The organism is Mesocryomonas lacus (genome assembly GCF_055730135.2).
The window spans coordinates 164,732-177,527 of the sequence record NZ_JBUZWE020000008.1 but is presented as its reverse complement, the minus strand read 5'-3'; the positions used below and the strand labels follow the sequence as shown (position 1 = coordinate 177,527).

Below are 12,796 nucleotides of genomic sequence, written 5' to 3'. Positions count from 1 at the left end.
CGCTCGCCAACATCCGTAGAGATCCGATACCCATCGCCGGCTTCCCCCGGCAAGCCAGGCGTTCCCATGCCCCTCAGCGTTAACCTTGCCACCTGGGGTATCAGCGCCCTTTTCAGTCTTCGGCGTCATCTTCAGGCCGCTGAACAAGCCGGAATGGGTTTACGCCCTCGCCGGGGCGGTGCTTCTCGTCGTCATCGGCCTCCTTCCCTGGCCCGAAGCGCTGCACGGCATCGCCTCGGGCACAGACGTCTATCTTTTTCTTGCGGGCATGATGCTGCTCGCCGAAACAGCCCGCCGCGAGGGGCTCTTCGACTTTCTGGCAGCCTATGCCGCCCGTTCAGCCAAGGGCTCGCCACAACGGCTTTTCGGTCTTGTCTACCTGATCGGCACGCTCGTCACGGTGTTCCTGTCGAACGACGCGACCGCGGTCGTGCTGACGCCAGCCGTCATCGCAGTGGCACGGGCAGCCAAAGTCACGTCGCCCATTCCCTACCTCCTCGTCTGCGCCTTCGTCGCCAATGCCGCTTCCTTCGTGCTGCCCATCTCCAACCCGGCCAACCTCGTCGTCTTCGGGGCGGACATGCCGGCGCTCGGCGACTGGCTTGCCCGCTTCGCGCTTCCCTCGGTCGCCGCGATCGGCGCGACATTCTTCCTGCTGCGGCTGACGCAGCGTGCCAACCTCACGGGAACGACGAACACGGACATCGACATTCCCGCTCTGTCGACCGGGGGACGCATCGCGGCGATCGGCCTTGCGGCCGCTGCCGCCGTGCTGCTCGGCTCCTCCGCCCTCGGGCTGGAGCTTGGACTTCCGACGTTGATCGCGGGCCTCCTCACCGCGCTCGCCGTCACGGTCGGCGAACGCACCAGCCCGCTTCCCCTGTTGAAGGAGATTTCCTGGGATACGCTGATCCTCGTCGCCGGCCTCTTCGTGATCGTCCGCGCCCTGGAAGTCAGCGGGGTGCAGGCGATGCTCGTCGGCCACCTCCAGGGTCCGCTGAACGCCAACCCGGAAACCGGCGCGTTCCTTGCCGGCACCGCACTCGCCTTCGGCACGAACCTTACCAACAACCTGCCGCTCGGCCTCCTCGCCGGCGCCTTCACGACGGCCGCGGACCTGCCTCAGAAGGTCATCGACGCGATCCTCGTCGGCATCGACATCGGCCCCAACCTCTCGGTCACGGGGTCGCTCGCGACCATCCTCTGGCTGACCGCGCTTCGCCGGGAGGGCCTGTCCTTCGGCGCGTGGAGCTTCCTGAAGATCGGCATCGTCGTCATGCCGCCGGCGCTTCTCCTCGCGCTCGGCGCAGTCCTCTTCCAGCCCTGGAACTGAGCGCGGGGAAACCGCTGTCGGCTCAGCCGAAGATCGCAATGTTGGAACGACCGGAGAGCGGCCGTTCTGCAACTGGGTCGAGCGGGCTGATCCGACGCGGCTAGCCTACCACTTGCGGCCGTTCGCGTTCGGCCCAAGGCGTCCACCGGGAATGCCGTGGCTCGGCCAGGAGCGGACGGAGTGCACGGAGTGCCCGAGAGCCGTGGCCGGACCGCGCTTCGGCCGTTCTCGCGGATTGCGCACCAGCACCTCGACGATGTCGGTATTGCTGGCGCCGTCCTCCGACACCGCCGTCACGGCGAGGACACGCAGTCCGTCCGCGACGTCGTCGAAGCGGCAGCACCAGATGCCACTCCCGTCCGGCGTCAGCTGCCGCTCTCCCCCGCCGTCGAGCGTTGCCGTGACCCGCGTGCGGGGCCCAGCACCGAAGACTTCCGCGCGGACCTCGAAGGAACGGTCGGGCACCTGAGTACGCGACTGCGCCTTCGTGACCAGCCGGATGTCGGAGGGCGAGGTGATGAGCACGAAGGGCCAGCCGGATCCCAGCGCGCGAAAGCGCCAGGAGACGACATCGCCGTCCAGCGCTGAGACGGTGAAACCCGGCGGCCCCTCCTCGATTTCCCCGGTCGAACGGGTCGCGCCATAGATGACGTGCCCGTCGTTCAACACGTCGTTGTAGTGGGTATGCCCGGTCCCAACATAGGAAACGCCGCCTTCTGCGAGGGCTGTCGCCACCGCCTCGCCGCCCTCGTGCAGGTCCTCGGGGAAGGCATGCATGAAGACGAGGGTCGGGGCATCGGTTTCCTCCGCCAGCCGCCGCCTCAACCAGGCAGACTGTGACTGTCCCAGACGAAAATCCGGACCGCCCGATCCGGCGCGGACGATGTCGAGGAGCAGAATGCGAGCGGCGCCGATCGTTTCCATGCGTGGCAGGGGCTGCGCCGCGAGGTATTGGCGGAAGTCGTCGAGATGCCCTGCCTCGAAGTCGTGGTCACCCGGGAGGATGAATAGCGGCGAAGCCAGCCCGGCGGCGACTTCCGCCACGCGCTTGAACTGCTCCCGCGTCGCATGGTTGGCGTTGTCACCCGGCAGAACCGCGAAGCCGATGCGCCCCGAACAGCCTTCGTTCGCCTCCGCGACAAGACGCTGGAACGTCGACAGGCTGTCCCAATCATCGCCCTCGCAGGCATGCAAGTCGCCAAGCTGCAACCAAGTCACCATGGCATGCTATCCCAGCCCAAATGCTCGCTGAGCCGAACAATTGGCCGCTGAGTAATGGGTCTCCGGAGGGGCGGTTCCATCGGCTGCCCGCGGTTCTGCGACCCAGCCTCGGCGGCTGTCGGACCAACTGACAAGACGACAGAGCCTTCCTTCACGAACGCTCTCGCAACTTTTCTGCCGGCATGAGCACTGCGAGCACTGGCATCATTGATTCACCGGCCTGTCTTCGAGCGAGTGTCGCGCGCGAATGCTCCTCATAGGCCCAGTCGCGCAGGAAATGCACTTTCGACATCACTTGTCCGCTTCTGATTAAGTGGTCCTTAGCTGGACAATCATAGTCTCCGCTGACTTCGGAATGGCGGATACACACGATGAAAACATTCATCTTTCTTCTTACGATCATTGGCTGGGCCTTCAGCGGCAGCGTTGCGATGGCCAGAGAATGGTTGGTCGATCGCGTCTCAGGCACCGCCTATGCCATCTCGCAGTCGAAAGAGCGCTTCGAGATCAAACGGGAGATGAAGATCGCCGAGGGTCTGACCATTGCGACGGGGTCGAACGGCCGCGTGCGTCTCGTCAGCGAGAACAATGTGATGACCTTGATGCCGAACAGCGTGGCAGCGGTCGTCCCCAAATCCTTCTTCAGCGCGAAGACGGAGGTCAGGCAGAAGGCCGGCAGTATCGAGTTCGACATCGAGAAGCGGAAGCAGCCGCACTTCACGGTGCAGACGCCCTACATGGCGGCCGTCGTGAAGGGCACGAAGTTCACGGTTAGCGTTGCCAGGGCGAAGACGAACATCGGGGTCACCCGTGGCCTTGTTCAGGTCAGCGATCTGCGGACGGGTCAGACGGCCGCGGTGGGCGCGGGGCAGAACGCCAGCGTTGCCTCCGCGAAGGGCGGCCTTAGCACGGGCGGCGTGAATGCGCCGGCGGTAGCATCGGGCACGCCTTCCTCGCCATCCGTTGCGCCGGCGGGAATGACCATGAAGGAATTCAGCGCCGAAGCCCGGGTCGGCGAGGCCAGTGCGTCGACCGCCGGTCCCGGGACAAGCGATGCGGGTTCCACGACGCCTTCCGCCGCTTCTGACAACCGGGGCTCGCAGACATCGTCCGCGCGTTCGGGCGACAACAGCAACAGCGATGGCCGGAGCGACCGCGGGGGAAGCGACAATGGCGATCGAAGCGGCAAGGGCAACGGTAACGGCAGCAGCGGCGGCAACGACGGGAAGGACGGCACGGGCACCCCTGGCGGCGGCAAAGGTAAGGGGAACGGCAACGCACCTCGCGGCGACACTGGTGACGACGGCAAGGGCGGCAAAGGCAAGCCTGGCGGTGGCAAGGACAAAGAGACGGGCAATGGACCTGGCGGCGGCATCAACGTCGACGGCAAGGGCGGCAACGGCAAGCCTGGCAAAGGCAACGGCAAGGGGAACGGCAACGGACCGGGCAGCGTCGGTGACGACGGGAAGGACGGCAAGGGCAACCCTGGCAAGGGCAAGGGCAAGGGGAACGGCAGCGAACCGGGCAGCAGCGTCGGTGACGATGGAAAGGACGACAAGGGCAACCCAGGTGGCGACAAGGGTAAAGAGAGCGGCAACGGACCGGGCGGTAGCGCCGGTGACGCTGGCAAGAGCAAAGGAAACGGCAACGAACCTGGCGACAGCGACAAGGGTGACGGAAACGGTGGCAAAGACAATGCCGGCGGCAACGGCAACGCCGGCGGCAACGGCAATGCCGACGCCAACGGTAACGCCGGCGGCAACGGCAATGCCGACGCCAACGGTAACGCCGGCGGCAACGGCAATGCCGGCGGCAACGGCAATACCGCCGGCAACGGCAATGCCGGCGGCAACGGCAACGCCGGCGGCAACGGCAACGCCGGCGGCAACGGCAATGCCGGCGGCAACGGCAATGCCGCCGGCAACGGCAATGCCGGCGGCAACAGCAATGCCGGCGGCAACGGCAATGCCGGCGGCAACAGCAATGCCGGCGGCAACAGCAATGCCGACGCCAACGGCAACGCCGGCGGCAACGGAAACGCTGGTGGCAGCGGCAACGGCAAGGGTAAGCACTGACGGACGGGACCGCTGGTATGTCCAGGGATCAACTGACGTCGGCCAGCAAACCTCGGCCGGCGCTTTTCCGCGCGTTTCGGAAAATGGGGCTGTTCGGGTTGCTGGCGCTGGGCCTTTCCGTGGCGCAGGCGACCGGGCTCTTCGATGCGCTCGACAACCGCCTGTCGGAACTGCGTTTTTCGGCGCACAGCCGCTCGCCCAGCGGCAGCATCGTCCTCGTCGATATCGATGCAAAGAGCCTTTCCGACGTCGGGATCTGGCCATGGCCGAGACACCTCTACGGCGAAATGCTCGCATCGGCTGCGGCAGCGCGGGCCGAGCGCGTGGCCTTCGACATCGATTTCTCATCGTCCTCGACGGCGACGGAAGATCAGGCTTTCGGTGACGCGCTCGCCAATGCGGGGATAGAAACCTACCTCGCCGCCTTCGCGCAGCCCGAGACGACGGGCGCCGCGACGCTTCACGCGGCCATGCCGATCGACTCGCTGCTCCAGGCGTCGTGGCCCGTCGGTGTCGACGTCGCCATCGACCCCGACGGGCGGCTGCGGCGCGTGCCGTTTGCGACAGACATTGCGGGAGAAACCCTGTCCTCGCTGGCGTCGGTTGTCGCCGGCCGTGAGACCCAGACCGGCACTTTCGGCATCGACTACAGCATCGCCGCCTCTCAGATACCGCGCATTTCGTTTGTCGACCTTCTCCACCGCCGCGTGGCGCCAGAAGCTCTCGCCGGCAAGACGCTGATCGTCGGCGCCAGCGCCGCCGAGTTGCGCGACCTGTTCACCGTGCCCGTCTTCGGGACGGTTTCGGGATCGCTCGTTCACGCGCTGGCGGCCGAGACGCTGATCCAGAAGCGGGAGATCACCGAGAGGCCCGTGCCCATCGCAGCGCTGGCAATCATCGGGATCCTCGCCCTTGCCGCCATCGCATGCGTTCCGGCAAGGCGCGCCGTCTTCGCCCTGATCGCCGCGATGGTGTTGCTGGAAGGCGGTGCCTTCCTCCTCCAGCGATACGGGACCGTGGCGCTGCAAACGGCGAGCCTTCACGGCCTCGGCCTTGGCCTGATGATCCTGACGCTCCTGCGCGAGTTCAACCTTGGCCGGCTCCGGGTCTGGCTCGCCCGGCTCCACGCATCGAACTCAGAGGGCATGCTCGAGCATGTCGTCGACGAAAGCTTCGACGGTATCGTCATCGTCGATGGCGATGGCCGGATCGCGCGCAGTAATGTCGAGGCGGCGACCCTTCTGCGCAGTCCGGTCCCGATCGCGCTTCTGGGCGACCTGCCGCCTGCACTGAGCGAGGCGCTCAGCGAAGCTGCCCGGATCGGATCGACAAGAGCTGCCCATGCCGACCGGACATTGCGGCATCTGACGCTCGATGCCGGGGAGGAAGAGCGCGTGATCGAATATTCGATTGCGCCCTTCTGGATGAGAGGAGTGACCGCGCACGAGGATGCCGCCGCGGACGATGTCCTGCATCTTTGCCTGACGCTCCGCGACGTTACCGACCGCGAGCGTGCGCAGCAGCGGCTGCGGCACCAGGCGCTGCACGATATGCTGACGGGACTCGCCAATCGCCGCGCCCTCGAAGGCGCAATCTCGGACCTGGGCGACGCGGAACGTCCGGACGGCGTCGCGCTGATGGCGTTCGATCTTGATCGGTTCAAGGCCGTCAACGATGCCCTGGGCCACGGGACCGGCGATGCGGTGCTGGTCGAGACGGCACGGCGTGCCCGCCGCGTGGTCGGACCGGAGGCCCTTGTAGCGCGGATCGGGGGAGACGAGTTCGCGATCCTGTTGCGGTGCGCCGACGTCGCGACAGCCGTCGAGGCCGCCCAGCGCCTGCTCGCCGCCATCCGCGAGCCTTACCTCATTAGGGGGCACCGCATCTCGGTCGGCTCCAGCGTCGGCATCGGCTGGTGGCAGCATCATTCCGTGGATGGGACCGACATGATGCGCCAGGTCGACATTGCGCTCTACCGAGCGAAGTCACTGGCCAGCGAGCGGATCGCCGTCTTCGACAGCGGCATGGAGGTCGACCGCCTTGCCCGTCTCACGCTCGAACGCGATATCGAGAACGCCTTGGACAAGGGCGAGTTCGAGGTCGTCTATCAACCGCAAGTGCTGATCGAGAATGCCAGGATCATTGGCGCGGAAGCGCTCGTGCGCTGGCGGCATCCGGTGCGCGGTTACATCTCGCCCATCGCCTTCATCCCGGTCGCCGAGGAAATGGGGTACATCCACCGGCTCGGCACCTTCGTCCTCGAAACAGCCTGCCTTGCTGCTACAGGCTGGCCCGATAGCGTGAAGGTAGCGGTCAACGTGTCGCCGATTCAGTTTGAAGCCGGCGATCTCGTGGCGGCGGTGACACGTGCCTTGGCGCTGTCGGGCCTTCCGGCCAGACGGCTCGAACTGGAGATCACCGAGTCCGCCTTCGTCTCGGAGAGCAGCGGCCTGCAGGAGGCCTTCGCGGCTCTGACGGCCCTTGGCATCAGCTTTGCCCTAGACGACTACGGCACCGGCTATTCGTCCCTCGGCTACCTCCGGCGCTTCCCGATCTCGAAGATCAAGATCGACCGGAGCTTCGTGACGGACGCCCCGGAGAGCCCGCCGTCGATCGCTGTCCTCAAATCCGTCATCACGCTTGGAGAGGGTCTCGATATCCGGGTCATTGCCGAGGGAATCGAGACGCTGGAGCAGGCCGAAGTGCTTCAAGCGATCGGCTGTCGCGAAGGGCAAGGCTATCTGTACTCCAAGCCGGTCAGCCGGACGGCCTTCGAGGTCCTCATCAACGGCATGCCGAACCCAGCGACGACGCCTATCGCAGACGCAACAGAAATGAACGGCTAAACGCCATACCCGGCGGACATAAGTCGGCACGCGCTTGAACTCTACAAGGATGTTTGCATAATAGCAGACATGAATGATGACCGCGCCGTTGCCGCCCTTTCCGCCCTTGCCCATGCCGACCGGCTCGCCGCTTTCCGCATGCTCGTCCGGGCGGGGCCGAACGGCGTTCCGTCCGGCGAGATCGCCGAGCGGCTCGCCATTGCCCCGACGCGGATGAGCTTCCACCTAGCGACGCTTGAACGCTCGGGGCTCATCGCCTCGCGCCGGGATGGGCGCCGCATCCTCTACGCCGCCAGCTACAATGACATGCGCCAGCTCCTCGGCTTCCTCACCGAGGATTGCTGCGACGGCAAGCCTGAGATCTGCGGCGACCTGACCACGCTCACCTCCCCTTCCTGTTCCCTGGAGACCTGCACGTGACCCAAGGCACCCCTTTCAACGTCCTGTTCCTCTGCACGGGCAACTCCGCCCGCTCGATCCTGGCCGAGAGCATCCTGCGCAAGGAGGGCGGCAACCGGTTCGTCGCCTTCTCCGCGGGAAGCCGTCCCAAGGGCGAGGTCAACCCGATGGCCTTGAGCGTGCTGGAGGAGTTCGGATACCCGACCGACGGCATGCGCTCGAAGGCATGGGACGAGTTCGCGACCCCGCAGGCGCCGATCATGGATTTCGTGTTCACCGTCTGCGATCAGGCCGCCGGCGAAGCCTGCCCGGTCTGGCCGGGGCAGCCGATGACCGCGCATTGGGGCATCGAGGATCCGAGCCAGGAGAGCCGCGGCGAGATCTGGCAGCGCGCCGCCTTCACCACCGCCTTCCGCTACCTGAAGAACCGGATTTCGGTCTTCACCGCCTTGCCGATCGAAAGCCTTGAGCGCACCCGGCTCGCCGTGAAAGTCCGCGAGATCGGGCAGCTCGAAGGCGCCTCGTTCCGCCCGTCCGACGTTGCCTGAGAGAACATGATGACCGTCACGATCTACCACAACCCCGCCTGCGGCACGTCCCGCAACACGCTGGAGATGATCCGCCAGTCCGGCGAGGAGCCGAGGATCATCGAGTATCTGAAGACGCCGCCGAGCCGGGAGACGCTGATCGAACTCCTCGACGTCATGGGCATGAAGCCGCGCGACCTCCTGCGCGAGAAGGGCACGCCCTATGCCGAGCTCGGCCTCGACGACCCGCATCTCTCCGACGAGGAACTGCTGGACGCCATGATGGCGCATCCGATCCTGATCAACCGCCCGATCGTCGTCACCGACAAGGGCGTCGCGCTCTGCCGCCCGTCCGAGAAGGTGCTGCCGCTCCTCGACAACCCCGTTGCGTCCTTCACCAAGGAGGACGGTGAGGCCGTGACATCAGTCGGTACCGCCCCGGGACCGGCGGCGTGACCGACCCGCTCTCGATGGACCTTCCCAACGTCGCGCTCGATCAGCTCCGCCCGATCGACGTGGCGGCGCTGGCCGGCCCCGGCGCGCCGGCGCATGCACCCCGCATTCTCGTCCTCCACGGCTCGCTCCGCGCGCGCTCCTACTCGCGGCTGGTCTCGGAGGAAGCCGCCCGGCTCCTGCGCTGGTTCGGCTGCGAGGTCCAGAGCTTCGATCCGCGCGGCTTGCCGCTGCCGGACGGCGCAGAGCCCGACCACCCGAAGGTGCGCGAGCTGCGCGACCTCGCCGACTGGTCGGAGGGCATGGTGTGGGTGAGCCCTGAGCGGCACGGCGCGATGACGGCGATCCTGAAGGCGCAGATCGACTGGATCCCGCTTAGCGACGGCGCGAGGCGCCCGACGCAAGGCAAGACGCTGGCGTTGATGCAGGTCTCCGGCGGCTCGCAAAGCTTCAACGCCGTCAACCAGATGCGCGTCCTCGGCCGCTGGATGCGGATGATCACCATCCCCAACCAGTCCTCCGTGCCGAAAGCCTTCCTCGAGTTCGACGAGGCCGGGCGCATGAAGCCTTCAGGCCTCTACGACCGCATCGTCGACGTCTGCGAGGAGCTGGCAAAGTTCACCGTGATGACGCGCGGCCGCTCCGCCTACCTCACCGACCGCTATTCCGAGCGGGTCGAGAGCGCGGAAGCGCTGATGAAGCGGGTGAACCAGGCCTCGATCTGACGCTGCCGGGCGCCGAAGCGCCCGGCCCATCCGCCCGCCGGTCCCGGGACAGGACGCTCTGCCCCGTCCCTCGACCGGCATTCTCCTGCCTGGAAACCGCCCATGCTCGCCTTCGCGATCTTTGTCGCCACCCTGGTTCTCGTGATCTGGCAGCCCAGGGGGCTCGGCATCGGCTGGTCGGCGCTCGGCGGCGCCTTGCTCGCCCTGCTGACGGGCGTCGTCGGCTGGGCCGATGTCGGCGTGGTCTGGGACATCGTCTGGGACGCGACCTTCACCTTCGTCGCGCTTATCGTCATCTCGCTGATCCTCGACGAGGCCGGATTCTTCGCCTGGGCAGCGCTGCACGTCGCCCGCTGGGGAGGCGGCAACGGGCGCAAGCTCTTCCCGCTCGTCATCGTCCTTGGCGCGGTGATCGCCGCCTTCTTCGCCAATGACGGCGCGGCACTGCTGCTGACCCCGATCGTGCTGGCGATCCTCCTCCGTCTCAACTTTCCGCCCGCCGGCGCCCTCGCCTTCATCGTCGCCTGCGGCTTCGTCGCGGACACGACAAGCCTGCCGCTGGTGATCTCCAACCTCGTCAACATCGTCACCGCCAACTACTTCGACATCTCCTTCGGCCGCTATGCCGCGGTCATGGTGCCCGTCGACGTCGTGGCGCTCGCGGCGACGCTGGCTGTCCTCTGGGGATACTTTCGCAAGGACATCCCGGCCACCTATCCGCTGGGCGAGCTTGAGGCACCGGCCAGCGCTATCAAGGACCCCGCCGTCTTCCGCGCGGCCTTCCCGCTCCTCGGCCTTCTGCTTGTCGCCTACTTCGTCACCGGCCCGCTCGGCGTTCCCATCGCCTTCGTCACAGGCGCTGCGGCCCTCGTCCTCCTCGCCATCGCCGGACGCTGGTTCTCTGGCCGGCGCGGCGCCGTGGTGCCGCTCGCCAAAGTCCTCCGCGAGGCGCCCTGGCAGATCGTCCTGTTCTCGGTCGGCATGTATCTGGTGGTCTACGGCCTCGGAAATGCCGGCCTCACCGACATCGCTGCCGGCATCCTCGTCTGGCTCGGCGCGCAAGGGACATTCGTTGCCACCGTCGGCACGGGGTTCGTCGTCGCGGTGCTGGCTTCCGTCATGAACAACATGCCCGCCACCCTCGTCGGGGCGCTCGCCATCGACCGCGCCGCCCTCGACCCCGTCACCCGAGACCTCATGGTCTACGCCAACGTCATCGGCAACGACCTCGGCCCGAAATTCACGCCGATCGGCTCGCTCGCAACACTGCTCTGGCTGCACGTTCTCGCTGGCAAAGGGCAGACGATCACCTGGGGCCAGTACATGAAGGTCGGTCTCGTCCTCACGCCGCCGGTGCTGTTCGCAACGCTCGTCGCCCTCTGGATCTGGCTCCCGGTCGTGGCGTCCCGATAACAAGCTCATGCGGCGATTGAGCGGACACCGCCGCCCTCAGCGTGCCCAGCTCGAACGGGTCCGCCACCTGTTCCCGTGGGAGCCGTTCTCAAACGAACCGACGCCGGAGAGTTGCTGCATCCCGAGAAGCACGTTTATCTCGGGTGGCGGAAGACGGACGGCGGCGGCAATATCCGCCGTCGGCGATCACGCCTCGACGGCCGTCGCGTTCATCGGCGTCAAACCGCGGCGGCGAGACGGCGCGGGGCCTGTCGCGTTTTGAGGGCACCCTCAATGGCGTCCGCCAGATAGGCAGCGTCCCTGCCGACGCTGGAGAACCGGCCCGAGCCCCAGGTGTGGAGCCAGGGCAGGCCGAGGAAATAGAGGCCGTCGACGTCCGTCACGCCGCGCCGGTGCTTCGGATGGCCCTGGTCGTCGAAGACCGGCGCTTCCAGCCAGCCGAAGTCGGGGCGGAAACCGATGCACCAGACCACGGCGGCGATCCCCTCTGCCACGAGGTCGAGTGATGTCGTCTCGCCCTCAGGCTGCCAGACCGGCGCGTAGACCGAGGCCGGGGGCGCTTCCAGGCCCTGCTCCAGGATGAAGCGGTCGATCGAGGCGTTGATGCGGTTGTAGGTGCGATCGGCCTCGTCGAGGCTCGCCGCGACGGTCGGCTGAAACTGCAGGCACCCTTGCGCGAAGCCTTCGAGATGGCCGTAGAGCCGCATGCCCTCTAGGGCAAAGCGCCGGAGGTCGATGTCGCGGCCGCCGTCGCGACCGGTGACGTAGTGGTTGGTGTTGTCGCGCACGCCTTCGCGCAAGGGGTGCTCCTCGACGGGGATGTCGTAGTAGTTCATATCGGCGAGCCAGGTGACGACGTCCCGGCCGCGGTAGAAGCGCGCGCAGCGGGGTGCATTGCCGACGGCGAGATGCACGCGCCGCCCCTCCAGATGCAGGTCCTCGGCGATCTGCGCGCCGGATTGGCCGGAGCCGACGACGAGCACCGGGCCGTCCGGCAGCTGCTGGGCATTGCGGTACTGTTCCGAGTGAATCTGGACGATCGAAGCCGGCAGGTCCCTGGCATAGGCCGGCATGATCGGCACCGTGTACCCTCCGGACGCCGCAACGACCTGATCGGCGTGGAGCGAGCCGGCTGACGTTTCGACGAGAAACCCGCCCCCCGGCTGCGGCACGATCCGGGTGACGGCCGTCCCCTCGCGGAGCGGCGCGTCCACCTTCGCGCGGAAGGCCGCGAGGTAGTCGAGGATCTCGGGCTTGGTCATGAACCCGTCGGGGTCCGGGCCGTCATAGGCGTGGCCCGGCAAGTCGCACTGCCAGTTCGGCGTCACCAGGCAGAAATTGTCCCAGCGCCGGTCGGCCCAGACGTGCATCGCCGTCGACTTCTCGAAGACGAGATGCCCTATGCCGCGGGACGTCAGGTGGTGGCTGAGGGAGAGGCCCGCCTGGCCGCCGCCCACGATGGCGACGGGGATCGAGGGAGGAAGCGATCCGGCCATGAACTACTCCTGAAAAGAGAGGACGCCGACGGCGGCGTCGGCGGTGTCGGCGAAGGTCCAGCACCGGGCTTCGATGCGCTCGATCTGTCCGAGGGCCTGGGAGCAGGGAAAACCGTACTTCGCCCGGACGCGGTCGCTGGCGATCAACAGGGCCGTGCGGGTTCGATCGCGGAACTCGGCGAGCGGGTAGGCACGGCCGGGCTGCAAGTGCTCCTTGATCACCGACGAGGGCGAGTAGCAGTCCTCGGACTGTCCGTCGGGCCAGCGGATGGTGAAGCGGACCTCAGGCATGGATGCCTCCGGGCCCG

11 protein-coding genes and 1 pseudogene are annotated in these 12,796 nt (G+C 66.8%); 8 read left to right on the top strand and 4 right to left on the bottom strand.

Annotated features, from left to right (window positions below; genetic code table 11):
- The first annotated feature begins 66 nt into the window (after nucleotides 1-66).
- A pseudogene (locus ACZLZY_RS14320) lies at nucleotides 67-1,333 on the top strand (arsenic transporter).
- A 105-nt stretch (nucleotides 1,334-1,438) separates the two neighbouring features.
- On the opposite strand, the gene ACZLZY_RS14315 reads toward ACZLZY_RS14320, so the two are convergent.
- Nucleotides 1,439-2,554, bottom strand: a complete 1,116-nt coding sequence (locus tag ACZLZY_RS14315; RefSeq protein ID WP_472934885.1) for a metallophosphoesterase family protein — start codon at nucleotides 2,552-2,554, stop codon at nucleotides 1,439-1,441.
- Between the two features lie 151 nt (nucleotides 2,555-2,705).
- Entirely contained in the window at nucleotides 2,706-2,939 is a 234-nt protein-coding gene (locus ACZLZY_RS14310; RefSeq protein WP_472934884.1) for a hypothetical protein, read from the bottom strand.
- Here ACZLZY_RS14310 and ACZLZY_RS14305 point away from each other — a divergent pair.
- From ACZLZY_RS14305 to ACZLZY_RS14275, 7 genes are all read left to right on the top strand, one after another.
- Nucleotides 2,926-4,629, top strand: a complete 1,704-nt coding sequence (locus tag ACZLZY_RS14305) for a FecR domain-containing protein (RefSeq protein ID WP_472934883.1) — start codon at nucleotides 2,926-2,928, stop codon at nucleotides 4,627-4,629. The genes ACZLZY_RS14310 and ACZLZY_RS14305 overlap by 14 nt on opposite strands.
- Nucleotides 4,630-4,646: 17 nt before the next feature.
- The gene (locus tag ACZLZY_RS14300) at nucleotides 4,647-7,475 is read left to right on the top strand and encodes an EAL domain-containing protein (protein ID WP_496253583.1); all 2,829 of its coding nucleotides are present in this window, start codon (nucleotides 4,647-4,649) and stop codon (nucleotides 7,473-7,475) included.
- 69 nt (nucleotides 7,476-7,544) lie between these two features.
- Nucleotides 7,545-7,895 carry an ArsR/SmtB family transcription factor gene (locus ACZLZY_RS14295; RefSeq protein WP_472934881.1) on the top strand — a complete coding sequence of 117 codons (351 nt, stop codon included), beginning with the start codon at nucleotides 7,545-7,547 and terminating at the stop codon, nucleotides 7,893-7,895.
- Nucleotides 7,892-8,422: an arsenate reductase ArsC gene (locus ACZLZY_RS14290; protein ID WP_472934880.1), complete on the top strand. Its 531-nt coding sequence runs from the start codon at nucleotides 7,892-7,894 to the stop codon at nucleotides 8,420-8,422. The genes ACZLZY_RS14295 and ACZLZY_RS14290 overlap by 4 nt, the downstream gene beginning before the upstream one ends.
- Before the next feature lie 9 nt (nucleotides 8,423-8,431).
- Nucleotides 8,432-8,857: an arsenate reductase (glutaredoxin) gene (gene arsC, locus ACZLZY_RS14285; protein WP_472934879.1), complete on the top strand. Its 426-nt coding sequence runs from the start codon at nucleotides 8,432-8,434 to the stop codon at nucleotides 8,855-8,857.
- Between the two features lie 14 nt (nucleotides 8,858-8,871).
- Nucleotides 8,872-9,579 carry an arsenical resistance protein ArsH gene (gene arsH / locus ACZLZY_RS14280; protein WP_472934955.1) on the top strand — a complete coding sequence of 236 codons (708 nt, stop codon included), beginning with the start codon at nucleotides 8,872-8,874 and terminating at the stop codon, nucleotides 9,577-9,579.
- Between the two features lie 102 nt (nucleotides 9,580-9,681).
- On the top strand, nucleotides 9,682-10,992 hold the full coding sequence (locus ACZLZY_RS14275) for an arsenic transporter (protein WP_472934878.1): 1,311 nt from the start codon (nucleotides 9,682-9,684) through the stop codon (nucleotides 10,990-10,992).
- A gap of 218 nt (nucleotides 10,993-11,210) precedes the next feature.
- On the opposite strand, the gene ACZLZY_RS14270 is transcribed toward ACZLZY_RS14275, so the two are convergent.
- Nucleotides 11,211-12,488 carry an MSMEG_0569 family flavin-dependent oxidoreductase gene (locus ACZLZY_RS14270; RefSeq protein WP_472934877.1) on the bottom strand — a complete coding sequence of 426 codons (1,278 nt, stop codon included), beginning with the start codon at nucleotides 12,486-12,488 and terminating at the stop codon, nucleotides 11,211-11,213.
- A gap of 3 nt (nucleotides 12,489-12,491) precedes the next feature.
- Complete coding sequence (locus tag ACZLZY_RS14265) at nucleotides 12,492-12,779, bottom strand: MSMEG_0570 family nitrogen starvation response protein (RefSeq protein WP_472934876.1); 288 nt, start codon at nucleotides 12,777-12,779, stop codon at nucleotides 12,492-12,494.
- Nucleotides 12,780-12,796: the final 17 nt, after the last annotated feature.